Source organism: Limnohabitans rimovensis (SeqCode) (genome assembly GCF_965234775.1).
GTDB classification, from domain to species: Bacteria; Pseudomonadota; Gammaproteobacteria; order Burkholderiales; family Burkholderiaceae_C; genus Limnohabitans; species Limnohabitans rimovensis.
Genome location: NZ_OZ248562.1, coordinates 30725 through 57695, shown reverse-complemented (window position 1 = coordinate 57695; position 26971 = coordinate 30725). Strand labels below are relative to the sequence as shown.

Annotated in this window: 30 protein-coding genes; 18 read left to right on the top strand and 12 right to left on the bottom strand. The window is 62.0% G+C overall.

The window, feature by feature from the left end:
- Nucleotides 1-43: 43 nt before the first annotated feature.
- On the top strand, nt 44-730 hold the full coding sequence (locus AC8GFZ_RS00285; RefSeq protein ID WP_506641181.1) for an AAA family ATPase: 687 nt from the start codon (nt 44-46) through the stop codon (nt 728-730).
- Between the two features lie 152 nt (nt 731-882).
- Here AC8GFZ_RS00285 and AC8GFZ_RS00280 read toward each other — a convergent pair whose 3' ends face one another.
- The gene (locus tag AC8GFZ_RS00280; protein WP_506641179.1) at nt 883-2196 is read right to left on the bottom strand and encodes a porin; all 1314 of its coding nucleotides are present in this window, start codon (nt 2194-2196) and stop codon (nt 883-885) included.
- Here AC8GFZ_RS00280 and AC8GFZ_RS00275 point away from each other — a divergent pair.
- Together AC8GFZ_RS00275 and coq7 are read left to right on the top strand one after the other, a co-directional pair.
- Nucleotides 2195-2377 (top strand): hypothetical protein, encoded by a 183-nt coding sequence (locus AC8GFZ_RS00275; RefSeq protein WP_506641177.1) that lies wholly within the window; start codon nt 2195-2197, stop codon nt 2375-2377. The genes AC8GFZ_RS00280 and AC8GFZ_RS00275 overlap by 2 nt on opposite strands.
- Nucleotides 2378-2462: 85 nt before the next feature.
- Nucleotides 2463-3119, top strand: a complete 657-nt coding sequence (gene coq7 / locus AC8GFZ_RS00270) for a 2-polyprenyl-3-methyl-6-methoxy-1,4-benzoquinone monooxygenase (RefSeq protein ID WP_506641176.1) — start codon at nt 2463-2465, stop codon at nt 3117-3119.
- Nucleotides 3120-3207: 88 nt separating this feature from the next.
- On the opposite strand, the gene AC8GFZ_RS00265 is transcribed toward coq7, so the two are convergent.
- The 4 genes from AC8GFZ_RS00265 to AC8GFZ_RS00250 all read right to left on the bottom strand — a co-directional run bounded on the left by AC8GFZ_RS00265 (nt 3208) and on the right by AC8GFZ_RS00250 (nt 5984).
- On the bottom strand, nt 3208-3582 hold the full coding sequence (locus AC8GFZ_RS00265; RefSeq protein WP_506641174.1) for a HipA domain-containing protein: 375 nt from the start codon (nt 3580-3582) through the stop codon (nt 3208-3210).
- A gap of 30 nt (nt 3583-3612) precedes the next feature.
- On the bottom strand, nt 3613-3948 hold the full coding sequence (locus AC8GFZ_RS00260; RefSeq protein ID WP_506641172.1) for a helix-turn-helix domain-containing protein: 336 nt from the start codon (nt 3946-3948) through the stop codon (nt 3613-3615).
- Between the two features lie 102 nt (nt 3949-4050).
- On the bottom strand, nt 4051-4518 hold the full coding sequence (locus AC8GFZ_RS00255; RefSeq protein WP_506641170.1) for an OsmC family protein: 468 nt from the start codon (nt 4516-4518) through the stop codon (nt 4051-4053).
- A gap of 170 nt (nt 4519-4688) precedes the next feature.
- Nucleotides 4689-5984, bottom strand: a complete 1296-nt coding sequence (locus tag AC8GFZ_RS00250; RefSeq protein WP_506641168.1) for a hypothetical protein — start codon at nt 5982-5984, stop codon at nt 4689-4691.
- 100 nt (nt 5985-6084) lie between these two features.
- Between AC8GFZ_RS00250 and AC8GFZ_RS00245 the strand changes: the two genes are divergently transcribed.
- Nucleotides 6085-7437, top strand: coding sequence for a porin (locus AC8GFZ_RS00245; protein ID WP_506641166.1), 1353 nt, complete (start codon nt 6085-6087; stop codon nt 7435-7437).
- A 56-nt stretch (nt 7438-7493) separates the two neighbouring features.
- Here AC8GFZ_RS00245 and AC8GFZ_RS00240 read toward each other — a convergent pair whose 3' ends face one another.
- The 4 genes from AC8GFZ_RS00240 to AC8GFZ_RS00225 form a co-directional block, all read right to left on the bottom strand.
- Entirely contained in the window at nt 7494-7703 is a 210-nt protein-coding gene (locus AC8GFZ_RS00240) for a hypothetical protein (protein WP_506641164.1), read from the bottom strand.
- Between the two features lie 214 nt (nt 7704-7917).
- The gene (locus AC8GFZ_RS00235) at nt 7918-8241 is read right to left on the bottom strand and encodes a helix-turn-helix domain-containing protein (RefSeq protein ID WP_506641162.1); all 324 of its coding nucleotides are present in this window, start codon (nt 8239-8241) and stop codon (nt 7918-7920) included.
- 114 nt (nt 8242-8355) lie between these two features.
- Complete coding sequence (locus AC8GFZ_RS00230; RefSeq protein ID WP_506641160.1) at nt 8356-8661, bottom strand: HigA family addiction module antitoxin; 306 nt, start codon at nt 8659-8661, stop codon at nt 8356-8358.
- Between the two features lie 9 nt (nt 8662-8670).
- Nucleotides 8671-8946 (bottom strand): type II toxin-antitoxin system RelE/ParE family toxin, encoded by a 276-nt coding sequence (locus tag AC8GFZ_RS00225; protein ID WP_506641159.1) that lies wholly within the window; start codon nt 8944-8946, stop codon nt 8671-8673.
- A gap of 82 nt (nt 8947-9028) precedes the next feature.
- Between AC8GFZ_RS00225 and ilvA the strand changes: the two genes are divergently transcribed.
- A complete protein-coding gene (gene ilvA, locus AC8GFZ_RS00220; RefSeq protein ID WP_506641158.1) occupies nt 9029-10750 on the top strand; it encodes a threonine ammonia-lyase, biosynthetic in 1722 nt (573 codons plus the stop codon).
- Between the two features lie 108 nt (nt 10751-10858).
- On the opposite strand, the gene AC8GFZ_RS00215 is transcribed toward ilvA, so the two are convergent.
- The gene (locus tag AC8GFZ_RS00215; protein WP_506641156.1) at nt 10859-11362 is read right to left on the bottom strand and encodes a type II secretion system protein N; all 504 of its coding nucleotides are present in this window, start codon (nt 11360-11362) and stop codon (nt 10859-10861) included.
- Nucleotides 11363-11593: 231 nt separating this feature from the next.
- Here AC8GFZ_RS00215 and gspG point away from each other — a divergent pair, with 231 nt between their 5' ends.
- From gspG to AC8GFZ_RS00155, 12 genes are read left to right on the top strand one after another with little or no spacing between them, the layout of a single operon-like run.
- Nucleotides 11594-11998 carry a type II secretion system major pseudopilin GspG gene (gene gspG, locus AC8GFZ_RS00210; RefSeq protein WP_506644181.1) on the top strand — a complete coding sequence of 135 codons (405 nt, stop codon included), beginning with the start codon at nt 11594-11596 and terminating at the stop codon, nt 11996-11998.
- A 19-nt stretch (nt 11999-12017) separates the two neighbouring features.
- Entirely contained in the window at nt 12018-12473 is a 456-nt protein-coding gene (locus AC8GFZ_RS00205; RefSeq protein WP_506641154.1) for a pilus assembly FimT family protein, read from the top strand.
- 13 nt (nt 12474-12486) lie between these two features.
- Complete coding sequence (gspI, locus tag AC8GFZ_RS00200; RefSeq protein WP_506641152.1) at nt 12487-12873, top strand: type II secretion system minor pseudopilin GspI; 387 nt, start codon at nt 12487-12489, stop codon at nt 12871-12873.
- Nucleotide 12874: 1 nt separating this feature from the next.
- Complete coding sequence (locus AC8GFZ_RS00195) at nt 12875-13627, top strand: PulJ/GspJ family protein (RefSeq protein WP_506641150.1); 753 nt, start codon at nt 12875-12877, stop codon at nt 13625-13627.
- Nucleotides 13624-14661 (top strand): type II secretion system minor pseudopilin GspK, encoded by a 1038-nt coding sequence (gene gspK / locus AC8GFZ_RS00190; protein ID WP_506641148.1) that lies wholly within the window; start codon nt 13624-13626, stop codon nt 14659-14661. The genes AC8GFZ_RS00195 and gspK overlap by 4 nt, the downstream gene beginning before the upstream one ends.
- Nucleotides 14662-14668: 7 nt before the next feature.
- On the top strand, nt 14669-15874 hold the full coding sequence (gspL, locus tag AC8GFZ_RS00185) for a type II secretion system protein GspL (protein WP_506641146.1): 1206 nt from the start codon (nt 14669-14671) through the stop codon (nt 15872-15874).
- Nucleotides 15871-16530: a type II secretion system protein M gene (locus tag AC8GFZ_RS00180; protein ID WP_506641144.1), complete on the top strand. Its 660-nt coding sequence runs from the start codon at nt 15871-15873 to the stop codon at nt 16528-16530. The genes gspL and AC8GFZ_RS00180 overlap by 4 nt, the downstream gene beginning before the upstream one ends.
- A gap of 12 nt (nt 16531-16542) precedes the next feature.
- Complete coding sequence (gspN, locus tag AC8GFZ_RS00175; protein ID WP_506641142.1) at nt 16543-17340, top strand: type II secretion system protein N; 798 nt, start codon at nt 16543-16545, stop codon at nt 17338-17340.
- 5 nt (nt 17341-17345) lie between these two features.
- Complete coding sequence (gene gspD, locus AC8GFZ_RS00170; RefSeq protein WP_506641140.1) at nt 17346-19433, top strand: type II secretion system secretin GspD; 2088 nt, start codon at nt 17346-17348, stop codon at nt 19431-19433.
- Between the two features lie 21 nt (nt 19434-19454).
- Nucleotides 19455-20843 carry a GspE/PulE family protein gene (locus AC8GFZ_RS00165; RefSeq protein WP_506641138.1) on the top strand — a complete coding sequence of 463 codons (1389 nt, stop codon included), beginning with the start codon at nt 19455-19457 and terminating at the stop codon, nt 20841-20843.
- Between the two features lie 10 nt (nt 20844-20853).
- Entirely contained in the window at nt 20854-22071 is a 1218-nt protein-coding gene (gene gspF, locus AC8GFZ_RS00160; RefSeq protein WP_506641136.1) for a type II secretion system inner membrane protein GspF, read from the top strand.
- A 42-nt stretch (nt 22072-22113) separates the two neighbouring features.
- Nucleotides 22114-23016 (top strand): 5'-nucleotidase, encoded by a 903-nt coding sequence (locus AC8GFZ_RS00155; RefSeq protein ID WP_506641135.1) that lies wholly within the window; start codon nt 22114-22116, stop codon nt 23014-23016.
- Between the two features lie 560 nt (nt 23017-23576).
- Here AC8GFZ_RS00155 and AC8GFZ_RS00150 read toward each other — a convergent pair.
- Entirely contained in the window at nt 23577-24521 is a 945-nt protein-coding gene (locus tag AC8GFZ_RS00150) for a DMT family transporter (protein WP_506641133.1), read from the bottom strand.
- Nucleotides 24522-24633: 112 nt separating this feature from the next.
- Between AC8GFZ_RS00150 and ttcA the strand changes: the two genes are divergently transcribed.
- The gene (gene ttcA / locus AC8GFZ_RS00145; RefSeq protein WP_506641131.1) at nt 24634-25608 is read left to right on the top strand and encodes a tRNA 2-thiocytidine(32) synthetase TtcA; all 975 of its coding nucleotides are present in this window, start codon (nt 24634-24636) and stop codon (nt 25606-25608) included.
- Nucleotides 25609-26066: 458 nt separating this feature from the next.
- On the opposite strand, the gene AC8GFZ_RS00140 is transcribed toward ttcA, so the two are convergent.
- Nucleotides 26067-26933, bottom strand: coding sequence for a fumarylacetoacetate hydrolase family protein (locus tag AC8GFZ_RS00140; protein WP_506641129.1), 867 nt, complete (start codon nt 26931-26933; stop codon nt 26067-26069).
- Between the last annotated feature and the right edge of the window lie 38 nt (nt 26934-26971).

Here is a 26971-nt window from a genome sequence, read left to right as displayed (position 1 = left end):
CAGCTTTTGCTGCCCCTTTTTTACCCCAAAAAAGGAGAACTTGATGTTTGAAGACTTTGAACAACGCTTTGGTCCCAAATCCATTGACGATATCGTGTTTGCCGCTCAATCAGCACGAGAGTTGATTGAGGACTTGGTCACTGGCGCACGGCCTTTCCCCGTGACAGAAGGCAAGTGCGGCATCTTGCTTTACGGCATACCTGGCACTGGCAAAAGCGCATTGGCCAAGCTGCTGCCCAACGCCATAGAACGAGCACGCGCAGGAGAGGACGCATACGAGCGTTATGAACGTGTGCAGCCTGGAAACAATGGGCTCAAGATGATGCATGCCATTGCCAACCAAGCCATGCTGATGCCGTTCGCGCGGCATCACTACTTTGTGTTGGATGAGGTAGACCAACTGAACAAAGATGCCATGCCCATCCTCAAGTCTGTCATGAACTATCCGCACACGGTATGGGTGCTCACAACCAACCACTTTGGTGACATTGAAGCAGGTGTCAAAGATCGTTGCCATTGCATGCCATTCAATGCAGCGCCAGCAGCCCATTGGTTTGGCTTGGCGCGGCGCATTCTTTCGCACGCAGGTGTCACGGGCGTCACAGACTTGCAACTGGCAGCAGTGATCACCCCTTGCAACGGCAGTGCACGGCAAATCACAGACGCCGTGGTGCAGTTGGCGCTACAAGTGTGGCGATCAAAAATCACCCAGCCTGCAAGTGTCCTTTAACACGACACTTCAAACTCTAACCCGCCTGACCAGCGGGTTTTTTTGTGCCTGTATCAAAACCCGCACGCCCATGAAAAAACCCCACCGCCCTTGTGAGGCGGTGGGGTTTAGGTGTTGCTAGACCTCAAGCTGGCCGATGGGCCAGCCGGGGATCAGAACGTGGTCAGCATGCCCAAGCCGGTTTGGGTCATGTAACCAACTGCAGAGCCGCTGGTGGCATTGATGGGAGTTTGGTCTTTTGCAGTACCAATCAAACCATACACGGCCGTGCGCTTGCTGAAGTTGTAGCGCAAGCTCAACTGGCTGGTGGACTGGTCTTTGGTGGCCACGCCAGCAACCGAGGTGCTTGCAGTGCCCATGCCGCCTGCCAATTCCATGGCGCCCATGGGCATCATGAAGGAGATGGCTTGTGACTTGATGTCCACGGTGGAGGCTGCTGTCGTAGTGGTGCCCAGTATCCCAGATGTAGCAACTTCAGAGTTGTTCTGGCTGCCCATGTTGATGTTGGCACCAATTTTCACCATGCCAAAGTCATAGCTGCCAGCCAACTGGGTCAAGTTGGTGGTGAAGGTGGACTTGCCAGTTCTGTTGGCAGCGGTGTTTAAGCCGGTGAGCGCGCCAAACACGTTGTAAGTTGCGATATTTTCAAAGGTGGCTGTGTCGCCATCGAAATCAAATTGTCGAACAGCTCCGGAAGTGCTTGACACGAAGGAGGTGTACACCATGCCAACCTTGGCAGCGCCAGCAGCCCAGTCAAGCTTGAGGGAGTTGCGTGTGTTTTGAGTCGAAGCAATACCAGTGGCTAAGTTTTGCGTGCCAGCTCCGAACTCGGTCAGCTCACGACCACCGCCAGAACCCATTTGCAGACCAACGGTCAAGTTGCCGATCTTGGGCAATTGATACTCGATGGCGTTGCCGCGTGTGCCGCCAGCAGCGCCGAGGCCGAAGACGTGGGCCACTTGACCGCCCACAGCGCCTTCACCGGTGAAGGTGTGGCCGCTGAATGTGGCCAACTCATAGCCATGGGTGCGCATGAAACCAGCGCGAACGCGGCCAAAGCCACCTTCCAGTTCCACAAAAGTCTGGCGGTTGGCAGCTTGTGAGTAAGCGCCACGTGTGCCCATATCGAACACATCAGCAGAGTTGGCAGCATAACCGTCCAGCTGAGCGCCAGCGGTGCCGGTGCGCATGCCGAACATGCCAGAGCCGTTGGTGGGGCTCAGGCCAGTTTCAGCCACTAAGCGTGCGGACATGCCGCCGCCGATGGACTCTTTGGCTTCAAAGCCAATGGCGTTGGAAGTGGCCAGGCCGTCCATCAGACCAGTTTGTTTCCAGTTCAAACCGCCGTTACCGAACGTGGCTTGCTTGACGCCATAGGAAACGTCCATACGACCATAAATGGTGGCTTGTGCCATCACAGCGCCAGTGGCGGCCAGTGTAGCCAGAGCAACTAGGGATTTTTTCATGAGTAAATTCTCCAAGGTTAAACAAAGGGGCTTCAGCGAACTGAAACCAACTTCTTTTCTAGAAGTTGGCGCTATTGCACCAGAGCGGGCACCGGCTGGCAAAGGCTTTCTGGCTTTATGGGGTCAATGCGTTGCAGGCTTGCAACAAGTTTTGAGGCCCTTTGGTTTCATGCCGCGCTGAGAATGAAAATAATACTTCATAAGTTAACGTTTTTGGTGTTTTTGATTTTTCTCTTGGCTTTGTGCTGTGTTGGACAATGCACCGCATGACACACCCCGCTTCGTTTTTCAAACCCGGCCCTTTTGATGCATTGTTGGGCGCTGCCGATCAAGCCTTGCGCACCTTGTGGGCCACGCCACATGCGCGCCGCCCCATGCCCAGCCCCGACAGTGCAGCCGTTTCGCTAGACGATGCGCAGCGCCGCGAAGCCGCCGCTTTGATGCGGGTGAACCATGTGGGCGAGGTCTGCGCCCAAGCCTTGTACAGCGCGCAAACCTTGGCCACGCGCCAAACGGGCTTGCAAGCGCATTTGCAAGCCGCCGCCGCCGAAGAAACTGATCACCTGGCCTGGACCGAGGCGCGCATCCAAGCCTTGGGCGGGCGCAAAAGCTGGCTCAACCCCCTTTGGTATGCCGGTGCGTTTGCTTTGGCGTATGCCACCGCCAAGATAGGTGGCGAACGCATCAGCCTGGGGTTTGTGGTGGAAACCGAGCGCCAAGTGGAGGCGCATTTGCACAGCCACCTGGCGCGCTTGCCAGCTGGTGACACCGCCTCCATCGCCGTAGTGAAAGCCATGGCCCACGACGAAGCCCAACACGCCCGCGAAGCCCAGCGCGCAGGGGCCGCCGAATTGCCCGAACCCCTCAAGCGCCTGATGGCACTGAGTGGGCGGGTGATGACCACGGTGGCGCATCGGGTTTAAACAGCCTGTTGCTTCGGCGCCTTTTGGGTAGCACAGATGCCTGCTGTGGGCCTCATAGGCAAGCCCTTGAAACAGATTTGACAAAAAGTCAGCCTGGCACCAACCAGCGCATGGGGTCCTGGGCGGGTAAATCGTTGGCTGACACGCCTTGCTCTTGGACGATTTGCGGCCACCCGTCCATGTAAGCCTCGCGGGCTTGCGTGATGAATGCCATGGCCTCGTGGCTGTCCCAGCCAAACCGATGGGCATCCAAAAGCAAATTGGCTTGCGTGGCGATGGCCGACCCCGTGTGCGTGATCGCCATGGCTTGCACCCCCGAATAGGCAGGGTGGGGTGCGATGTCAAAAGCTGGGGCCAATTGCCAGCGGGCATCTTGATAGATAAATCCGTGGTTGCGCGGGTGGTCGTCGCCATTGCCGCAAATGGTGTTGAACACCATGCGCCGCCACAACTCGCGCTGCATGGGAACCACAGACGGGCTTTGAAAGTTGGCTCATGGCGTTTGCCGCTTGCGACCACTGCGCACACGTTGGGGCAATTGCGCTTCGAGCAACGCAATTCCTGGTGCACCCAGCCCCAACTGCGTCAATTTGGCGAACGGTTGCAACAGATCCAAGGCCCACAGCGCATTCAGCCAAAAGCCCAACTGCACTGTGGGCGCGCCTTTTTCGATGGCCACGATGGTGCTCAAACCCACACCCGCCTTGGCGGCCAAATCGGCCTGGGTCAAACCCAAGGTGCGCCGCGTCAAAGTCACACGCTGGGCCAAGCTGGACAAGACGTCCTCAGCCTCAAAGGGCAGCAGACTGAGACTGGATGATTTTTTCATTAAACAATTTTTAAAATGGCTTATGTCTCCATGCGCCTGGTTCTTTTCACCCCCACAACGGCCTGCGCAAACGACACGCCGCTGGGCTGTTGGATTCAGCTCTCAGGCGCTGTCTTCCGTTCCCACTTCAATCACCTCAAAACTCGTGGTGATGCTCGCGGTTTTGGCCAACATGATGCTGGCCGAGCAGTATTTGTCGTGGCTCATGGCGATGGCGCGCTCGACGGCGCTAGCGGGCAGGCCACGGCCTTTGACGGTGAAGTGCATGTGGATGTGGGTGAACACCTTGGGGTCGGTGCCAGCGCGCTCGCTGGTGAGTTTGACGCTGCAACCCTCCACCGCGTGGCGCCCGCGCTTGAGGATGAGCACCACGTCATAGGCGGTACAGCCGCCGGTGCCGGCAAGCACCGTCTCCATGGGGCGCGGCGCCAAGTTGCGGCCGCTGTGCTCGGGCTTGGCCGGGTCGGGCGCGCCGTCCATGGTCAGCATGTGGCCGCTGCCGGTTTCAGCGATAAAGCCCATGGCCGATTGGCCCCCTGCGTGGCCGGTCCAGGTGACGGTGCATTCCATGTTTGATCCTTGTGGTGGGTTGGCATTGGGAGCCCGGTTAGGCAACCCCATACGCAGATTTTCCACCACACACAGGCTCGTGCTGCAATGCAACAAATTTTGTGTGACAATGCACACATCGGGCTTCAAAACCCCAACATTTGTCTCCTCCACCCTCTGAAAAGGTGGATTCAGCCCCGGGTGGCAACACCCGGGGTTTTTTTCTGGGTGGTGTCGCGGCGGCTTTGCAGCATGCCCACGTTCATCTCACCGCTCAGGGTGGAGGCGTAAAAGTTTTCAATCATGTCCACCGAGGTGCGCGCATTGCGTGCCAAGGTCAGCATGTCGATGCCTTGGCCGTACAGCAGCCGAAAAGTGATGCCGGTGTGGCGCAAGCAGTACAAGGTGCGCGGCTGGCCGTGGGTGTCGGTGAGGGCAATGCCGGCTTCGCGCATCACCCACTTGAACCAAAAGTTAAGCACCGCCAGCGCATGGTCGCGGTTTTTTTCTTCGGGCAAAAACAAATAATCGCTGGCACTGGCATTGGGGTTGGCGCGGCGAATGGCTTCGTAAATGCGCACCGCGCTGGGCAGGCTGACCACCGGCTTGTCATGCTTTTTGGTGGCGGGCATGCTCAAGCGCAAATAGGTGTACGGGCCGCGCACCACTTGCACATGTTGGTGTTGCAAAATTTTGATGTCGCTGGGGCGCACAAAGCTGTTGACCATGAACACCATCACCCAATACAGGTCGGGGGGCAGGGTTTGGTAGCGCTGGGTGATCCAAAACCGGCTGCGCGTGCCCGTGCCCATTTTGAACATGGGCGCCTCGGCCCCGCTGCGCGCAAGCCGCTTGGCGCTGCGCAGCACGGCTTTGTACTGGGGCAGGGTGAAGGCGGCCCGGGGCCGGCTGTCGATGTTGATTTTGGGCAACTCGGGCAGCTCGCGAATCCACTTGCGCGAAAACGCCAGCTTGAGCAACTTGCGCACGATCACCAGGTATTGCGACAAGGTGGTGGGCGACGAGCCCAAGTCGCTCAAGCGTTTGACCAGCAGCTGCACGGCGTCGGTATCGACCAAATGGATGGGCGTGGTGCCCATCAGGGGCAGGATGTGCAGCTTCAAGCGGTTGCGCAAAATGCCCACCGAGGCCACAGACATGGCGCCGCGCTCGGCGCGCAAGCCCTCGTCGAGCAACAGCCGCTCGGCCACCGCCGCCACGGTGGGGGAGTCGTTCACCTCGGCACCGGTGACAAAGCGCGTGGGGCTGGGTTGCTCGGCTTCTTGAAGGGGCAAGCGCATTTGCAACTGACTGAACATGGCTGGGCTGACCATGTAAAAGCAGGTCTCGCCCCCTTTTTGCACCGCAACAGGTTCGTTGTTCAGCAACGGCAACACGCTGGACGCGAGCTTTTGCAGCCGATCCAGCGGGATGGTGCAAACTGCGCGCGCTTCACCGACCACCGGCACGGGCGAGGGGCTGGGCATGGCCTTGATGGCAAGTCCTTTGTAATAGTCAGTCTAGAAATATTCGCCAATTTGGTAATCTAATTTATATATATAGATTGGCAGCGAATAAATTCTAGATTTGAATCAATCTTTTGCGCATCATGCCCTTTTGAAATGTGCGGTTTATTGTCTAGTTGCTCTGGCTGCGCTGGCAGTTTCAGGCGCCGCAATGGCACAAGCCACCATCTATGGCCGTATGGACGTTTCCTATGGCGTCAAGCAAGCCTCCTTCGGCAACGGTGGCATCAACTGGAAACAAACTGGTTTGATGGACGGTTTGGCGACTTCCAACGCCATTGGCTTTGAATCCAGAGAAGACATTGGTGGCGGCTTGAAGGGCCGCATGGTTGCTGAAACTGGCCTGAGCCCCACCAACGCCTCTGGCATGTTTGGCATGCGCACCGGCAACGCTGGCGCACAGTTGGACGGCTATGCTGCCAACTCTTCCGATCTGTACGATATCGGCACACGCGGCGGTTACACACAAGGCGCCAACCGCCAGACTTTTGTGGAACTGGAAGGTGGCTTTGGCCGTGTGCGCGCCGGTTACATGCGCACCCATGGCTATGAGTTGGCCACATTCAGCGGCCACACCTTCACCGGTGAAGGCGCTGTGGGCGGTCAAGTGGCCCACGTCTTCGGCCTTGGCGCTGCTGGCGGCACACGCGGCAACTCCATCGAGTACCAATTGCCCAAGTTTGGCAATTTGACCGTTGGCCTGCAAATGGGTTCTGCTGGTGGTCGTGAGCTGACCGAGTTTGGCGGCACTGGTTCTGCCAACACAGCCAATGGTGTTCAGTCAGCTCAAGCTACCCGTACATCTGTCAAGTTGGACTGGGCTGCTGGCAAAGCCAAAGCTGGCATGGTGTACACCACCTTCAACTCCAGCACTTCCGCTGGTCAAATGAATGCAGATTTGAATGGTGATACCACCAATGATGCAGTGGCTTCATTCAACGTATTTGGCGCTCTTACTGGCGTCAACCAAACGGCATTGGTCAGAACTGGCAAAGCCACATACACCACCAACTTGACCCAGTTGGCTGGCAGCTATGACTTTGGCATGTTGACCGTTGGTGCCAACATCAACATGGGCAGCCAGAACATCACTGAAAACGTCACCTCAGGTAACGCCAACACGGCAGCTGCCGGCTCAACCGTGGACATCAAGTCACAAGCCATCAGCTTCAGCATGCCCATGGGCGCCATGGTGTTGATGGGTGGCATGGGCACCGCAACCACCTCGGTTGCTGGTGCTGCCACCAAAGACCTGTCCACCAGCCAGTTGACCTTGCGCTATAACCTCAGCAAGCGCACAGCAGCTTATGGCTTGATTGGTCAAGTGAAGGACCAAACTGCCATCAATGCCAACAGCACCTCTGCGACTGGCTACATGACCCAAACCGGCGTGGGCATGCTGACCACGTTCTGATCCAACGCTGGCCCATCGGCCAGCTTGAGGTCTAGCAACGCTTAAACCCCACCGCCTCACAAGGGCGGTGGGGTTTTTTCATGGATGAGGGAGCTTGAGGTGTTGTCGTGAGGCAAGCTGTTAAGCGACCCATGCCGCTGAAACGGGGCGCTTGCGGCGGGCAACCACAGGCTTGGCGCGGGGTTGGCGCGGGGTTGGGTGACAGGCACTTCGGGCGACATTCCCGCAGTAGAGGCCATGTCCATCAGATTAGAGCGAGCCTTCATGCTGGCTGTCTCTTGCGGGGAGTCTGAGATGAAATGATGCGAAATTGCCCAACTTCATCACTGATGCGCATCTCCCAGACGCCTATGCCGATGGTGACCATCTGGGAGTTCACCACAAGGTGCGAGATATGCAGCCAACTCGTCCCGTCACTTTTTAGGCATAAACACCGTGCGTGGGTGAGGCCTCTTGGTTTGTTCTGAAGTCAATCGCACTTCAGACCATGCTGATGACCAAGCGCTTGCCACATGCTGTGGCATAGCGGCGCAGCGTGCTCAAAGATGGCGCATGCTCACGGTTGCCAAGGCTTGACTCGATGCGCGCAAGCACGGGTTGGCTCACGCCCATGCGGGATGCCACTTCTGCTTGCGTCAGACCCGCATCTTTTCGGGCTTTCAACAAGGCGGCCAACGCCGTGAACTCATCATCCAAGGCGTCATATGCCTTTTTGAACTTGGGGCTGATGGCTCGGGTCCTGGCAGCCGCTGCCTTGGGGTTGAAGGGGACGGGTTTGAAGGTATCTTCTGTTGCTTTAGTCACGGTAAACCTCTTTCATACGCTTATTGGCAATCTGCAATTCTTTAACTGGGCGCTTGCGGCGGGCGGCAACAGGCTTGTCGCGGGGTTAGGTGCCGATGATGCCGCCTATGTCGCTCAGGCCAAAACCATCGGTTCCAGCGGTTTCATTTGACCGAGTTCGTCGTGCAATTTGACTTCTGCGTGCCACAGGTCGAATTGGGTTTGCATGTCCAGCCACAGTTGTGCGCCATTGCCCAACAAGGTTCCCAAGCGCAGGGCCATCTCAGCAGACACGCCGCTTCGCTCTGCCAACACAGCGTGCAGGGTTTGGCGGGAAACACCCAAGTTGCGCGCAAAGGCGCTCACAGACATGCCAGGCAAACTGGGCAAAACATCTTCCCTGAGAATGGCCCCTGGGTGGGTGGGTGCACGTTGACGCATGGCTTGCTCCTAATGGTAATTTTCTAAATCCACATTGACGGCATTTTCCCCTTGCCACTCAAAGGTAATGCACCACGGGCCGTTGACATGCACGCTGTAACGCTTGGGCTTGCCCCGCAAACCGTGAAAGTCAAAACCTGGAACGTTTAAAGCGCCCGGAGTCTTGGCCATGTCAATGGCATCGAGTCGGCGAAGCGCACGTTCCACCAGGGCTTTATGCAGTTTCGGGCTGGCGCCCTTTTCATAAAGTTCCTTCAGGCCTTTGTGCTTGAACGACGCAATCATAGGAAGAAGTGTAAATAATATATTTACACATGGCAACCGCCTGGACTTGTTCTGTAAGCCCCTGCCTACAATCCCCCACACCATGCCAGCTCCCATAAAAAATCGGCCCCTCGCCTCGGTCAAGCGGCCAGCCTCTGTCGCCGAAAAAGCCCCTGCCAAACGCAAAACAGCAGCGCTTAAAAGTGGCCCCAGCCAAGCCTCAAATGCGCAACCATCAAAGCGCCAAACCCAGCGCAAAACCACCATCGGTAAGCCTTGCAGCGGCACCGATTACCTGAAAAAAATCCTCACCGCCAAGGTGTATGAGGTGGCGCACGAGTCGGCGCTGGACGTGGCCAAGGTATTGGGGCGGCGGCTGCACAACCAGGTGTTGCTCAAGCGCGAAGACCAGCAGCCGGTGTTCAGCTTCAAGCTGCGCGGGGCCTACAACAAGATGGCCCAGTTGAGCCGCGAACAATTGGCGCGTGGGGTGATTTGCGCCTCAGCCGGCAACCATGCGCAAGGTGTTGCGCTGGGCGCGGCCAAGCTGGGCGCGCGCGCGGTGGTGGTGATGCCGGTGACCACGCCTGCCCTCAAAGTGGAGGCGGTGAAAGCCTTGGGTGGCGAGGTGGTGCTGCATGGCGAGAGCTACTCCGATGCCCACCTGCACGCCTTGGCCTTGCAGCAACAACACGGCATGACCTTTGTGCACCCGTTTGACGACCCCGATGTGATCGCCGGCCAAGGCACCATCGCCATGGAGTTGCTGCGCCAGCACCCCGGGCCGCTGCACGCGGTGTTTGTGGCGATTGGCGGCGGCGGCTTGATCGCCGGTGTGGCCAGCTACATCAAAGCGGTGCGCCCCGAGGTGAAGGTGATTGGCGTGCAAATGAGCGACTCGCGGGCCATGGCGCAATCGGTGGCCAAGGGCGAGCGGGTGACGCTGCAAGACGTGGGCTTGTTCTCAGACGGCACGGCGGTCAAATTGGTGGGCGAAGAGACCTTTCGCATCGTGCGAGAGTCGGTCGATGGCTTCATCAGCGTGGACACCGACGCGGTGTGCGCGGCCATCAAAGACGTGTTTGTCGACACCCGCAGCATCGTCGAGCCCGCCGGGGCGTTGGGCGTGGCCGCCATCAAACAATACGTGGCCCAGCACAAAACCCGCGGCGAAACCTATGCCGCGATTTTGTGTGGCGCCAACATGAACTTTGACCGCCTGCGCTTTGTTGCCGAACGCGCCGAGGTGGGCGAAGAGCGCGAGGCCTTGTTCGCGGTGACCATCCCCGAACGGCACGGCAGTTTGCGCGCGTTTTGCCAGTTGTTGGGCGCGCTGCCCGCCTTTGGCGGGGGCAAGTCCCCGCGCAACGTGACCGAGTTCAACTACCGCATCAGCGACGACACCCAGGCCCATGTGTTTTTAGGCCTGAGCACCTCCAGCCCCGGCCAAAGCCCCAAGATCGCAGCGTTTTTGAGCAAGCACGGCTTTGCCACGCTGGACCTGACCCACGACGAACTGGCCAAAGAACACCTGCGCCACTTGGTCGGCGGCCACTCCAGCTTGGCCCACAACGAACGCTTGCTGCGTTTTGAGTTCCCCGAGCGGCCCGGCGCATTGATGAAGTTTTTGCTGGCCATGCGCGAGGGCTGGAACATCAGCTTGTTCCATTACCGCAACCAAGGGGCCGACTACGGCCGCATCTTGATGGGCCTGCAAGTGCCCCACAGCGACCGCGCCGCGTTCACCCAGTTTTTGACCGAGTTGGGCTACCCGCACGTGGACGAAACCCGCAACCCTGCTTACCGCTTGTTTTTGCGCCGCTGAAGACTTGGCGACACCGGCGCTGAGTTGGTCATTGCACCCAACCTGGCCCGCTTTGCATCGCTTTGAGGCCCGAAGTGAATGGGCTGCACAAACACGGGCGTCAACACATCAGGGTTGGCGCGGCAAGGGCATGTCCAGTTGCAAGGCGCTGGGCCCGCCGACTTGGGCGCCCAGGCGCGCCGCCAAGCGATCGACCGATAGCAAAACCAAACCATCCACCACCTCTTGGCCAATGCGGTAGGGCTTGGGGGTTTGGCCATCGATGCCAATCAAGGCCGCACCGCGTTGCGCACCGGCGCTGGCCACACCCACCAACTTGAGGCGGCTGACCAGGCTGGGCGAAGCCACCACCTCGGCAGCGCTGGAGGCGGGTGCGCCCAACAAGCGAGCCGCCTCGGGACCCACCACAGCGGCCCCAGCAGCCGTGGGAGCACCGGCACTCGAAGGGGCCATTGATGAATTCGAAGAAGGCGCAGCGCTGGGTGCTTGCAAGGCCCGCAACACCCAGGCCGAACCACTCCAGCCCAAGACCAACCAGACCCCCAAAGTGACCACGGGCATTCCCCATTGCACGGGTGCCCAACGCGTTGACCAAGGCAGGATGTGTCGCATGAAACCATTATCATGCAACGGTACCCGGCCTCGCCCTGGCTTGGCCTGAGCAACAGCCCTGGCGCCCCGCATCGCAGCGCTGGCATCACCCCCTACGGACACGCCATGAACCATTGCCCCCCTCACCCCGCACCCCCCATGCGCGCCATCGACAACACCACCCATGGCACGCTCAAACCTTTGCTCAACGGGGTCTTGTCTTCTCCACCCCCACAGTTGCGACAGGGGCGCATGCGCGGTTTCACCCTGATCGAGTTGATGGTGGTGCTGGTCATCATCGGCGTGCTGGCGGCCTTGATCGTGCCCAATGTGATCAATCGCGCCGATGACGCGCGGGTCACCGCAGCGCGCACCGATGTCAACAACCTGATGCAAGCGCTCAAGCTGTACAAACTGGACAACCTGCGCTACCCCACCAGCGAGCAGGGCTTGCAAGCCCTGGTGGTCAAGCCCAGCGTGGGCCCGGCCCCCCTCAACTGGAAGCCCTACCTGGACAAACTGCCCAACGACCCCTGGGGTCGCCCTTACCAGTTGCTCAGCCCCGGCATCAAAGGCGAGGTCGATGTCTTGTCTTATGGGGCCGATGGCCAAAGCGGTGGCGAGGGCGCCAATGCCGATATCGGCAGCTGGCAGTGAGGGCCGCTCTGGGCCCCGCATGAAGCCCAGGCCACGGCCCCACCCCGGGCTTTCCAACTGGCAACGCGGCTTCACCCTGATTGAGCTGTTGGTGGTGCTGGCCATCGTGGCCCTGGGCACCGGTGCGCTGGTGTGGAGCCTGCGCGACAGCGCCAGCCAGCAGTTGGACGAGGAAGCGCAACGCCTGAGCGCCTTGCTGGAAGCGGGCCGCGCGCAGTCGCGCACCAGCGGCGTGGCCCTGCGCTGGCGCAGCAGCGACACCGGCTTTGTCATCGAAACCCTGCCCCCGGGCTTGGCCGCCCCCAAAGCCCATGCTTGGCTGTACCCCCAAACCCGCCCCAGCGTCAGCACCCTGTGGCTGGGGCCTGAGCCCATCTTGCCGCCGCAAAGCCTGGTGCTGACCCAAGGCGACGGCAGCCGTGGCAGCGTGCGCGTGGCCAGCGACGGCTTACGCGCCTTTGGCACCAGCCCTTGAAGGTGCGACACACATGAAGTCCCGCCGCCCTTCCCACCCCCGCAGGCCAAAGCCACCCGGCTTCACACTGGTGGAGGTGTTGGTGGCACTGGCCATCGTGGCGGTGTCGCTGATCAGCGCGAGCCAGGTGGGCGGGGCTTGGGTGCTCAACGCCAACCGCCAATGGCAATACCAATTGGCCCAGGTGTGTGCCGACAACGCGCTGATCGCCTTGCGCTTGTCGAGCCAATTGCCGGGCCTGGGCGAGCGCAATGTGGACTGCACCCAAGCCCAGCGTGAGATGCGCGTGGTGCTGACCGTGCGCGCCACGCCCAACCCCTCATTTCGGCGCGTTGAGGCCCAGGTGTTTGAGGCCCAAACCCCACTCTTACGGGTGCAAACCGTGATTGGGCGCTATTGACATGCCAACGCCCACACCCCTGCACTTGGCAGGCATCACCCCGCAGCCAACGATCGACGCGACCAGACCCATTGGCCCTGACCGCGGCTTCACCCTGGTGGAGGTGTTGATCGCCCTGGCGCTGATGGCGGTCATGGGGGCACTCAGTTGGCAAGGCATTGACAGCTTGTTGCGCAGCCGCAGCGCGGTGCAAGCCGAGCACGCGCGCAGCACCGTCCTCGGCACGGTGTTGGCCCAATGGCGCGCCGACCTGAACGCCGCCATCACCCTGCCTGGCATGGGCAAAGACAGCGGCATCGACTGGGACGGGCGCGTGCTGCGCATCACCCGCCGCAGCACCGAGGTCAACGCCGACGGCAGCGACACCGGCATGTGGGTGGTGGCGTGGCGTTGGTCGGCCCAAGCTGGCCAGGCCCACGGCCCGTGGCAACGCTGGCAATCGCCCGCCTTGCGCGACAGCGCCAGCTTGCAAGCCGCCTGGACGCAAGCCGCGGTGTGGGGCCAAAACAGCAGCACCGATGGCACGGCGCGCCAGACTGATGCCTTGCCCCTGCAAGGCTGGCAAATTTACTTTTACCGCGACAACGCCTGGGGCAACGCCTTGTCCAGCGCGGGCACCAGCACCAGCGCCAGCACGGGCAGCGCCAGCTTGCCCGATGCCGTGCGGGCGGTCATTCAACTCGCCCCCGACAGCGGGCGCGGCAGCATCACCATCGACTGGGTGCGACCCAACTGGAGCGTGGGGCGCTCATGATGAACCACCGCTGCAGCACCCGCTTGCGCCACCCTCACACCGGCTTGGTCAGGCACCAACTTGTCAACCAGCAAGGCGCGGCCCTGCTGATGGCCATGCTCACCGTGGCCTTGGTCGCCACCTTGGCCGCCGCTGGCGTGTGGTTGCAATGGCGCAGCATCGAGGTGGAGGCCGCCGAGCGACAACGCGCCCAAGCCCATTGGTTGCTGTTGGGCGCGCTGGACTGGGCGCGCATCATCTTGCGCGAGGACGCACGGGCCGGCGGCGACAACGGCCAAGACCATTTGGCCGAGCCTTGGGCCGTGCCCTTGCAAGAGGCGCGCTTGTCGACCTTTGTGTCATCCAACGCCGAAGGTGTGAGCCGCGACGACGAACGCATGGCCGAAGAGGTGTTTTTGTCGGGCCAGATCAGCGACTTGCAAGGGCGGCTGAATGTGCTCAACCTGGTCGAGTCCGATGGCCAGTTGTCCAAGCTCAATTTGGCAGCTTTTGAGCGCTTGTTCAAGCGCCTGGACCTGCCCCCCACTGAGCTGCAAACCCTGGCCCAGCAACTGGTGCTGGCCCATGGCAACACGGCGGCCCGGCCCTTGCGGCCCCAGCGCGTGGAACAACTGGCCTGGTTGGGTTTGTCGAACAGCACCTTGGCGACCTTGGCGCCGCATGTGTGCGTGCTGCCAGTGCGCACCAGTGTCAACCTCAACACCGCCAGCGAGGCGGTGCTGCTGGCCAGCCTGAGCGGCGTGGACGTGGCGGGTGCGCAAAAAATGGTGCAGCAACGCGCAAGCCGCCACTTCAGCACCTTGGAGGACGCCCGCCTGCGCCTGGACAACCCGCGCACGGGCATCGACCCGGCGCTGCACAGCGTGAACAGCCGCTACTTTGAGGTGCGCGGGCGCTTGCGCTGGGGTGCCACCGTGCTCGAGGAGCGCAGCTTGGTCGAGCGCAATGGTGTGGACGTGCGGGTGCTGTGGTCCGACCGCGGTCAACTGGCTGCGCCCCAACGCGAGCCATTGGGTCGGCCCTTCGTACAATGAAAAACACATGCTGATCATCGCCTTGCCCCTGCACACCGAAGGTGCTGCCACCGAGTACCTGCACCTGCGCGCAGGCCCAGGTGGGGCCACGGGACATGCGCAATCCGCCACGGCCGCGCGGTTGCCGCGCGACGCGGGCACCGTGGTGGTGGTTGTCCCCGCCCAAGCCCTGGCTTGGCACACCCTCACCCCACCCCCCGTGGGTGCGGGGCGCTTGGCCGCCGCCTTGGACGGCTTGCTCGAAGAGCGCTTGCTGGAAGACCCGACCCAATCGCAGGTGGTGTTCACCGCCGAGGGTGCCGCCGCCGCCGCCAAAGGCCAGACCCTGACCGTGTTGGTGTGCCAAAAAGCCTGGCTGCGCCAAGCACTGGCCCCGTTGCAAGCGCAGGGCCTGGTGGTTTCGCGCATCGTGCCCGAATGGTCGCCCCCAACCCAGGGCGCTCCCCTGTTGTGGGTGGGGGGCAGCCCCCAACAGGTTCAGGCCGTGGCCTGCGACCGACATGGCGCGATGGTGTTGCCACCCCCGCCCTGGTCGAGCGCCATCAGCGCCACCCTCACCCAGCCCGAAGCGCAGTGGCTTTGCGAGCCGGCCATGGCCGCTTGGGTGCAACAACATTTTGGCCGCGCACCGCGCATGCTCAGCCCGGCCCAGCGCTTGTGGCAGGCGCAACAAACCGATTGGGATTTGGCCCAGGGCGAGTGGGCCCAGGGGCGGCGTCAGCGTTGGGCGCGGTGGACCCAAGAGATGGCCATCAATCTGTGGCAAGCCCCGCGCTGGCGACCCGCCCGCTGGGGGCTGCTGGCATTACTTGTGTTGAACCTGGCTGGCTTGCAGTGGATGGCCTGGCAACAGCGCCAGCAACAAGCGGTTTTGCAGCAACAAATGGCGGCCCTGCTGACCCGCAGCTTCCCTGCGGTGCAGGTGGTGGTGGATGCACCCCTGCAAATGGCGCGCGAAGTGCAGGCTTTGAAAAAATCTCTGGGCCAGCCCAGCGCAGCCGACTTGGAGCCCATGCTGACCAGCCTGGCGCGCGCCCTGCCACACTCGGCCCAATTGAGCAGTTTGCAGTTCACCCCAGGCGAGTTGCGCTGGCAAGCCACCGCCTTGAGCGCCGAGCGCATCGAAGCCGCGCGTGAACCGTTGCGCCAACAAGGCTATCAATTGGTGGCCGATGGCAACCAATGGGTGCTGCGCACCGGGGTGCGGCCATGAGCGCGCTGGGCCGCTGGGTGCCCGAGCGCTGGCAGCAGCGCTGGTTGGATTTGAGCGGGCGTGAACGCGCGGGTCTCAGCCTGGCCTTGGGCCTGTTGACGCTGGCGCTGGTGTGGTCGGTGGGGGTAGAACCAGCCTGGCGTCAGTGGCAGCAAGGCCAAGCGCGAACCCAGGCCTTGCAAACCCAATGGCAAGGCATTCAAGCCCTGCAAACCCAAGCCAGCGCCTTAAACGCACAAAGCCGGGTCCGCCCCGATGAAGCCGTGCGCCTGTTGCAAACCAGTGTGGCCACCCTGGGGCCGGGTGCGAGCCTGGTGGTGAATGGCGACTTGGCCACCGTGCAAATCAAAGCGGCCACCGCCGCAGCTGTGTCGCAGTGGCTGACCCAAGCCCGCGTGCAAGCCCAAGCGCTGCCAGTGCAAGCGCGCCTGGGCCGCAGCACCGCTACCGGCGCCTCAAGTCCCACCGGCAACTTGGTTGCCCCGGCCACCGCTGGCCACTCGACCACCGCCGCCCCTGTGGGTGCCCTGGGTGTCATCTCGGCACCGGCCACCCCCCAAAACCCAGCGCCCTCCCCCGGCGCAACAGCTGGCAGCGGGCTTGTGTGGTGGGAGGGACAGATTGTTTTGCAACTGCCCGCCCCCGCCAAGCCCTGAGCCCCAGCCCACATGGCCCATCCCCACACGTTCCACCGCCCCTGGGCCTGGGCTGTCGCCGGCGGACTGATCGGCGCAGTGGTCGCCGCTGGGGTGCTGGCACCGGCGCTTTGGTTGGCACAAGCGGTGGATGCGGCCAGCCAAGGGCGGCTGCAATTGCGCCAGCCCAGCGGCAGCCTGTGGAGCGGATCGGCCCAATTGGTGCTGACCGCTGGCGCGCGCGCCAGCGATGCCCAAGCCCTGCCCGGCGCGGTGCGTTGGCAATTGCGCCCCCAGTGGAACCAACAAGGCCCGGGGTTTTTGCTGCAAGTCAGTGCAGACTGCTGCACCACCACGCCCTTGGCGCTGCAGTGGCAACCGGGCCGTGATGGGGGGCACATCCGCTTGGCCGATGGCCAGTCGCGCTGGCCAGCCGAGCTGCTCACCGGCTTGGGCGCGCCCTGGAACACCTTGCAAGCCCAGGGTTGGATACAGATCCACAGCCAACAAACCCAACTCCACAGCGGGCCTCAAGGCTGGCAAATGGGTGGCCTGTTGCGCTTACAAGCCCTGGATGTGTCGGTGCGCTTGTCCACCCTGCGCCCGCTGGGCAGCTACCAGCTCGACGTGCAAGGCGGTGCCCGCACCACCTTGTCGCTGACCACCCTCAACGGGCGGCTGCAACTGAGCGGCCAAGGCCATTGGCAGGGGCAGGGCCTGGTGTTCAGCGGTGAGGCCAGCGCCGCGCCCGAGCACGAAGCGGTGCTGAACAATTTACTCAATTTGATGGGCCAACGCCAAGGGTCACGGTCCTCGTTCAAAATAGGCTGATGCACATGAAACCCTTTACCTCCCACGCCTTGGCCTTGGCCCTGTGCTGTGCCCTGGCCAGCACCGGCTGGGCGCAAACCGCCAAACCCGGCCAGCCCATCGTGCTCAACTTTGTCAATGCCGACATCGAAGCCGTGGCGCGCACCCTGGCCGGCTTGACCGGGCGCAACCTGGTGGTCGACCCCCGGGTCAAGGGCAGCATCAACCTGAGCACCGAAAAACCGGTGTCGCCCGCCGTGGCTTGGGACCAGTTTTTGGCCACCCTGCGGCTGCAAGGCTTCAGCATGGTGGTGAGCAATGGCTTGTATAAAGTGGTGCCCGAGGCCGAAGCCAAGTTGCAAGGCGGCGGCGTGACCGAGGTGCCCAACCCCAGCGGCACCCCAACGGCGGCAGCGACACCCGCCGGACAGGTGGTGACGCACATCTTCAAACTCAATTTTGAAAACGCCAATAACTTGGTGGCGGTGCTGCGCCCGCTGATCAGCCCCAACAACACCATCAACGTCAACCCCGGCAACAACTCGCTGATCATCACCGACTACGCCGACAACTTGCAGCGCTTGGGCCGCATCATCGCCGCACTGGACGTGTCCAATGCCAGCGACATCGAGGTGATCGTGCTCAAGCACGCCATGGCCAGCGAACTGGCGCCGCTGGTGACCCGCTTGCTCGAACCCGGTGCCAGCGGGGGCGCGCCAGGACCGGCCAATACCGCCGACAACAGCTTCAAAACCACGGTGATGGCCGAACCCCGCGCCAACAGCTTGATCTTGCGCGCGGCCAACCCGGCCCGCGTGGCCCAGGTGCGCAGCCTGATTGAAAAGCTCGACCAACCCAGCTCGGCGCTGGCCAGCGGCAACATCCATGTGGTCTACCTGAAAAATGCCGAGGCCACCAAACTGGCCGTGACCTTGCGCGCTGCGCTCACCGGCCAAGGCGGGACCAACACACCGGGCACCCCCACCGCCACCCTGGCCCAACCCAACCCAACCGGGGGCACCACCGCGCCGATGGGCAGCAGCACCGCCACCAACCAGCCCAGCACCGGCGGACAAATCCAGGCCGACCCTGCGACCAACTCGCTGATCATCAGCGCGCCGGAGCCGCAATACCGCCAGTTGCGCGCCGTGATCGACAAGCTCGACCAACGCCGCGCCCAGGTGCTGGTGGAAAGCCTGATCGCCGAGGTGAATGCCGAAAAACTGGCCCAGTTTGGCTTTCAGTGGCAAAACGTGGTGGGCTCCAGCGGCGGCAACCTGGGTGTGATGGGCACCAACTTTGACCCCGCCAAAATCGGCGGCTCCAACCTCGCGCAACTATCGGTTGACCCCACCAAAGCGGCCGTGGGCGCGGGCTTGAACATCGCCTCGGTGCAAAGCGTGGGCGGGGTCTACATGCTGGGTGCCTTGGCGAATTTTTTGCAGACCAATGGCGACGCCAACATCTTGTCCACACCGACCTTGCTGACGCTGGACAACGAAGAGGCCAAGATCGTGGTCGGCCAGCAAGTGCCCTTCACCACCGGCAGCGTGGTGCTCAACAGCGCGGCGGCCACCCCATTCAACACCTTTGAGCGCAAAGACGTGGGCCTGACCCTGCGGGTGCGGCCGCAAATCAGCGAGACCGGCACGGTGCGCCTGTCGGTGTACCAAGAGGTGTCGAGCATCGACAAAACCACCGCCGCCTCCACCGGCGGGCCGACCACCAACAAGCGCTCCATCGAATCGAATGTGTTGGTCGAAGACGGCTCCATCGTGGTGCTGGGCGGCTTGCTCACCGACGAGTCCAGCGACAACCTGAGCAAGGTGCCGGGCTTGGGTGACATCCCGTTTTTTGGCAATTTGTTCAAAGGCCAAAAGCGCGAGCGCAGCAAGAAAAACCTGATGGTGTTTTTGCGCCCGGTGGTGGTGCGCGATGGCAGCCAAACCGATGCCTTGTCGCAAAGCCGCTACCAACAAATGATGGGCTTGCAGTTGCAATCGCAACCCGCGCCCAACCCGGTGTTGGGCATCGACGGCGCGGCGGTGTTGCCGCCCCTGCCCACTGCACCTGCACCGGCCACACCCTCCAAGGGCGGCGCGCCCAACCGCTGAGCGCATGACTGCTCAATAGCCATGCGCCACCCCTTGCCCTATGCCTTTGCCCGCAGCCACCAGCTGCTGCTGGAGGACGACGGCCAACAACTGACGCTGTGGCACAGCGACCAACCCGACCCGGGCGCCTGGGGCGAGGTGCTGCGCCTGCACCCGGTGCGCCAATGGCAACACCTGGACGCGCAAAGCCTGGCCCAGCGCATCAGCGCGGCCTATGCGGGTGCTGGATCGAGCGCCGCTGCGGTGGTCACCGAGGTCGAGGGCGAGGCCGATTTGGCGCGCATGATGCAAGCCCTGCCGGCTGTGGAAGACCTGCTCGAATCGGCCGACGACGCGCCCATCATCCGCATGCTCAACGCTTTGTTGTCGCAAGCCGCGCGCGACGGCGCCAGCGACATCCACATCGAGCCCTTTGAGCGCCACTCCAGCGTGCGCTTTCGCGTCGATGGCGGCTTGCGCGAGGTGGTGCAACCCAACCGCGCTTTGCACGCCGCGCTGATTTCGCGCTTGAAGATCATGGCCTTGCTCGACATCGCCGAAAAACGCTTGCCCCAAGACGGGCGCATCTCTTTGCGCCTGGGCCAGCGCGCCATCGATGTGCGTGTCTCCACCTTGCCCAGCGCCCATGGCGAGCGCGCCGTGTTGCGCTTGCTCGACAAAAGTGGCGCGCGCCTGTCGCTGGAGTCGATTGGCATGCAAGGCCCCACCTTGCAGCGCTTTGAACACCTGATTGCCCAACCGCACGGCATTGTGTTGGTGACCGGCCCCACCGGTTCGGGAAAAACCACCACGCTGTATGCGGCGCTGCAGCGGCTGGACGCGGCGCACAGCAACATCATGACGGTGGAAGACCCGATCGAATACGAGCTCCCCGGCGTGGGCCAAACCCAAGTCAACCCCAAGATCGATTTGGACTTTGCCAAGGCCTTGCGCGCCATCCTGCGCCAAGACCCCGACATCATCATGATCGGCGAAATCCGCGACCACGAAACCGCGCAAATTGCGGTGCAGGCCTCGCTCACCGGCCACTTGGTGCTGGCCACCTTGCACACCAACGACGCGGTCAGCGCCGTTACCCGCCTCACCGACATGGGCATCGAGCCGTTTTTGCTCAGCTCCTCGCTGCTGGGCGTGTTGGCCCAGCGCTTGGTGCGCAAAACCTGCACCGCCTGCCAAGGCCGTGGTTGCGCGGTGTGTGGCCACACCGGCTACCAAGGACGCACCGGTATTTTTGAGCTGCTCAGCGTGGACGAAGCCTTGCGCGGCCTGATCCACAACCGCGCCAGCGAGAGCGACATGCACCGCCAAGCCCAGCGCAATGGCCTGGGCAGTTTGCGCGAAGACGGCGAACGCCTGGTGGCCCTGGGCCTGACCAGCCGCGAAGAGCTGTTGCGCGTCACCCGCGACTGAGCCCAGCGCCATGCCCGCCTTTGCCTATCAAGCCCTGGACGCCCAAGGCGCCACCCAAAGTGGCGTGGTCGAAGCCGACTCGGCGCGCGCCGCGCGCAACCAATTGCGCGCCCAGGCCTTGGTGCCGCTGAACCTGTCGGCTTTGGGTGCGGGCAACAGCCCAACCGCCCAGCAAAGCGGCTGGCGCAGCGCGGCGCTCAGCCGCAGCGAACTCACCACCTGGACGCGCCAACTGGCCGGCTTGGTCGGCGCGGGCCTGCCGCTGGAGCGTGCCTTGAGCGCCTTGGCCGATGAAGCCGAGCAACCGCGCCAACACCATTTGGTGGCCGCCTTGCGCGCCGAGGTCAACGCCGGATCGACCTTTGCCCAAGCCTTGGGCGAGCACCCGAAGGAGTTCCCGCCGGTGTACCGCTCGGTGGTCGCTGCGGGCGAGCAAAGCGGCCATTTGGGCGAGGTGCTGGAGCGCTTGGCCGACGATTTGGAGCAACAGCAAACCCTGCGCGCCAAACTGCTGGCGGCCACCTTGTACCCGGCCATCGTGAGCGCCGTGGCCATGCTCATCGTGCTGTTTTTATTGGCCTATGTGGTGCCCCAGGTGGCCACCGTTTTTCAAAGCAGCCAGCGCAGCTTGCCCACCTTGACGGTGGTGATGCTGGCCATCAGCCACGCGGTACAAATCGGCTGGGCCTATGCCGTCGTAGTTTTGTTGGCCGGTGCGGCCTTGATGTGGCAAGCGCTGCGTCAACCGGCGGTGCGCGAGCGCTGGGACGCGCTGTGGCTGCGCCTGCCGCTGGTGGGCCCGCTGGCACGCGGCTACAACGCGGCGCGCTTTGCCAGCACCTTGGCCATGCTCGCTGGTGCGGGCGTGCCCATCTTGCGTGCCCTGCATGCGGCAGCCGACACCTTGTCCAACCAAGCCTTGCGTGCCGACGCCTTGCAAGCCGAGGTGCTGGTGCGCGAAGGCGCGCCCTTGGCCCAGGCCCTGGCCTACCACCGCCGCTTGCCCAGCTTGCTGCCCATGTTTGTGCGCCAAGGCGAACAAACCGGCCGCTTGCCCGAAATGCTGCAGCGCTGTGCCGAGCAACTGGGCAACGATGTGCAACGCCGCGCCATGCAGCTGGCCACCATTTTGGAGCCGCTGCTGATCGTGGCCATGGGCGGCTTGGTCATGCTCATCGTGCTGGCGGTGATGCTGCCCATCATCCAACTCAACCAATGGGTGCGCTGACATGACCATTCATTTCGCGGCCATCTCACCCACAGGTGCCCCATGGGCGTGAGCCTGGACGGCCAATTGGTGGTGGCGATTTCATCGCGCGCCTTGTTCGACTTTGAAGAAGAAAACCGCTTTTTCGAACAAAGCGACGACCGCGCATACATGAAGCTGCAACTCGAGCGCTTGGAGCAACCGGCCAAGCCTGGCGTGGCGTTTTCGCTGGTGAAAAAGTTGCTCGCTTTCAACCAAGGCGATGCACCCCAAGTGGAGGTGGTGATCTTGTCGCGCAACGACCCGGTCAGCGGCATGCGGGTGTTTCGCTCGGCGCAGCACTACGGCCTGCCCATCCAGCGCGGCAGCTTCACCCGCGGCCAACCGCCGTGGCGCTACCTGAAACCGTTGAACGCGAATTTGTTTTTATCCGCCCACCTGAGCGATGTGCGCGCCGCACTCGACGCCGGTGTGCCCGCTGCGCAGGTGTACCCGCACTCGGCCCATGCGTCGGTGGCGCACCCCAATGAGGTGCGCATCGCCTTTGACGGCGACGCCGTGCTGTTTTCGGACGAGGCCGAGCAGGTGTTCGCCGCCCAAGGCCTGTCGGCCTTTCAAGCCCATGAACGGGACAAAGCCACCCTGCCCTTGTCGGCCGGCCCCTTCAAACCCCTGCTGGCCGCGCTGCACCGCTTGCAACGCGCCGGTACCCCGAGCATGCGCATCCGCACCGCCTTGGTCACCGCCCGCAGCGCCCCGGCGCACGAGCGCGCCATCCGCACCCTGATGGACTGGGACATCGAGGTCGACGAAGCGATGTTCCTTGGCGGCCTGGACAAAGGCGCTTTTTTGCGCGAGTTCGAGCCCGACTTTTTCTTCGACGACCAAACCGGCCACATCGAATCCGCCGCCCAACACGTGCCCGCCGGGCATGTCGTGAGTGGCGTCAAAAACCCCGCGCCTTAATTGTTAATTGGGGTCAGATTCCAATTGTTTTTGGCTGAATTTCTTTGGTTGCTCAGCCATTCGCCTGATGGGTGACTGAGCCCGCCTTTGGCTGAGCCCGCCCCGCTGGCGGGTACGCCGCCCTCCGCCAGTCGCTTCGCTCCAATGTTGTCGGGACGACGCACCCACCATCGGTGCTGCGAAAGAGATATGCGCGCGCGACCCTGTGCAAGCCTGCTGGGTGGTGAATCGATAAAGCTTTTGCGCGTCAACCACTTGCAAACCGACACCCCAAGAAAACCGGCACGAGCGGGTGTGCGGGCCGACGACGTTGGAGCGCAGCGACCGGAGGAGGCTTGCATACACCGAGATGGCGGTTTATGAGGGGGAGTTCAAAGACACCCACATCACCAAGCAACCTTGAAACCGACACGAGTGGGTGTGCGGGCCGACGACGTTGGAGCGAAGCGACCGGAGGAGGCCTGCACACCCCGAGATGGCGGTTTATGAGGGGGAGTTCAAAGACACCCACATCACCAAGCAACCCAGAAACAGGCACAAGGAGGAGTCCAGCACAAAACTTACCCCGCCAACCGCGCCTCCCGCCGCGCCGCCCACACCGTGGCGCCCAAAATCACCAGGGCGCCCAACAACGTGGTCACCATCGGCACCTCGGAGAACAAAAACCAGCCCCACAGCGACGCCCAGATCAAATCCAAAAAGCGCAGCGACTGCAAAGCCGACACATCCACCGCTTGGAAGGCGCGCGTCATGAAGTAGTGCCCACTGGTGCCCAAAGCCCCGGCGCACACGATCACCAGCCATTGCCCGGCCGTCGGTGCGCGCCAATTGAGCAATGCCAAGGGCAGGGTGAACAAGGTCACTGAAATGGTTTGCCACAACACGATCACCTTGGGTGAGTCGTGCCGCGTCATCGCTTTGGTGAGCAAAATCGACACCGCAAAAATGGGCGACGACGCCAACATCACCAAGGTGTACCAGCCGGCCTCGCCCGATAAATTGGGCCCCACGATCACCAGCACGCCGGCAAAGCCGAGCAATGCCGCCACCCAGCGGTGGGCACGCATGGGCTCGCCCAAAAACCAGGCGGCACCGAGCATAATGAAAATGGGCCCCGTGAAACTCAAAGCCGTCATGTCGGCCAAATGGATGTGGGGCAAAGCGGTGAACCACAGCGACAAGGCCACGGTGTGCACAACGCCGCGCAACAGTTGGCCGCGCACGCTCACGGGCTTGAAACCCGCCCAACCCAATCGCAGCAAGAAAGGCACGATCAACACCAAGCTGGCGATGTAGCGCATGCACATGGCTTGGTAAACATCGAGGTTCATCGACAACACCCGGCTGGCCACATTCAGTGCGCACAAGGTGATGCCCGCCAGCGTGGCCCACAGCATGCCGCGCACCGACACCGGCCAGCGGCGACTGCGGCGTGTGACATGGACGCGCCACAAGCGTTGCGCGTGCACCCGCGCACGGCCAATGGGGTTGGGCTCAAGCGCCATGCGGGAGGGTGTTGGCGCTGCTGGGCGGGGCATGGGTCATCAGCCCAGTTTAGGGCTTGGTGAGGCGGGTGCCGGGCGCACACGCGACAATCAGGGCTCTTGCACAGGACCCATGCCCATGACCGCGACCCTTCATACCGCCCAAGCCCCTGCCTGGACCACCGCTTTGGACGCGACCGACCCTGCCACCGCTGAGCAAGCTGGTGCGCGCCGCTTGGTCATCGAGCGCGAAACCCACAAGCTGGAAAAACGCCTGTGCCGCCAAGTGGGTGAGGCCATCGTGCAGTTCAACATGATCGAAGAAGGCGACAAGGTGATGGTCTGCTTGTCGGGAGGCAAAGACAGCTATGGCTTGCTCGACATTTTGCTGAAGATGAAGGCGCGCGCGCCCATCCACTTTGACATCGTGGCTGTCAACCTGGACCAAAAGCAACCTGGCTTTCCGGCCCATGTGCTGCCCGACTATTTGACGCAGTTGGGCGTGCCGTTTCACATCGAAAACCAAGACACCTATTCGATTGTGAAAGACAAAATCCCCGAAGGCAAAACCATGTGCAGCCTGTGCAGCCGCCTGCGCCGGGGCATTCTGTACCGCGTTGCCGACGAGTTGGGTGCCACCAAAATAGCACTGGGCCACCACCGCGACGACATCTTGCAAACATTTTTTCTCAACATGTTTTTCGGTGGCAAGCTCAAGAGCATGCCGCCGAAATTGGTCAGCGACGATGGCCGCCACATGGTGATCCGCCCCTTGGCCTTTGTGGCTGAACGCGACTTGGAACGCTGGGCGGTGCACCGCGAATTCCCAATCATCCCGTGCACTTTGTGTGGCAGCCAAGACGGCTTGCAGCGCCAGCAAGTGGGGGCGATGTTGCGTGAATGGGAGAAAAAGCACCCGGGCCGTTTGGACAACATGTTCAACGCCTTGCAGCACACCGTGCCCTCGCATTTGCTGGATGCGTCGCTGTTTGATTTTCAAGGCCTCCAAGCCAGCGGTGTGCCGCACCCAGATGGCGACACCGCCTTTGATGCGGTGCCGCTGCCTGCCGCGGGCTTGCCGGGGGTGCAGGTGGTGAATTTGGGGTGATTTTGGTTTTGGATGGCTTGCTCGAACTCCCCTTCTGAAACCGCCATCTCGGGGTATGCAAGCCTCCTCCAGTCGCTTCGCTCCAACGTCGTCGGCCCGCACACCCACTCGTGTCGGTTTTCGGGTTGCTTGGTGATGTGGGTGCCTTTGAACTCCCCCTCACAAACCGCCATCTCGGGGTATGCAGACCTCCTCCGGTCGCTTCGCTCCAACGTCGTCGGCCCGCACACCCACTCGTGTCGGTTTCTAAGTGGTGTTGGTTTGCCAATTGTTGGCGTGCATCCATCTCTTTCGCAGCACCGATGGTGGGTGCGTCGCCCGACAACATTGGAGCGAAGCGACTGGCGGAGGGCGGCGTACCTGCCAGCGGGGCGAGCTCAGCACAAAGTGAGCTAAGCTCAAGCGAGCTCAAAAAGAAAAAACGGCCCGAAGGCCGTTTTCTTGCGGGGCAAAAAGCTTCAGCGCTTTTTGTAACCCACCACCTTTTGCGTTTGCACGCCCAGGCCTTCGATGCCCACGGTCATCACGTCGCCGGCTTTCAAAAACACCGGAGCGGGTTTGCCGTTTTTCTTGATGCCCATGCCCACGCCAGCGGGGGTGCCGGTGGCGATCACATCGCCGGGGTACAAGGTGGTGAATTGGCTCACATAGCTCACCAACTTGGCCACGTTGAAAATCATGTTCTTGGTGTTGCCGTTTTGCATGCGCTCACCATTGAGCTCCATCCACAAACCCAGCTTTTGCGGGCTGGCGACTTCGTCGCGGGTGACCAACCAAGGGCCGATGGGGCCGAAGGTGTCGCAACCCTTGCCCTTGTCCCAGGTACCGCCGCGCTCGATTTGGAACTCGCGCTCGCTCACATCGTTGATGGTGCAGTAGCCGGCCACATGGTCGAGGGCGCTTTTTTGTGACACATAGCTGGCGGTGGTGCCGATGACCACGCCGAGTTCGACTTCCCAATCGCCTTTGACCGAGCCCTTGGGCAGCATGACGTCATCATCTGGGCCTTGGATGCAATCGACAAACTTGGAGAAGATGATGGGCTCTTTGGGCAGGGGCAAATTGGCCTCTGCAGCATGGTCGGCGTAGTTCAGGCCAATGGCAATGAACTTGCCCACCTTGGCCACGGGGCAGCCCATGCGGGGCTTGCCTTTGACCAAGGGCAGGCTGTCGGTTTTGAGCTTGCTCAGCTTGGCCAGGGCCTTGTCGTTGAGCTGATCGGGGGTGACGTCTTTGATGACCTTGCTCAGGTCACGCAACTTGCCTTGTGCATCAATGAGGCCTGGTTTTTCTTGGCCGGGTTTGCCGTAGCGAACGAGTTTCATGGTTTGCCTTTCTAAAAAATGGTGTGCACGGCATGGGG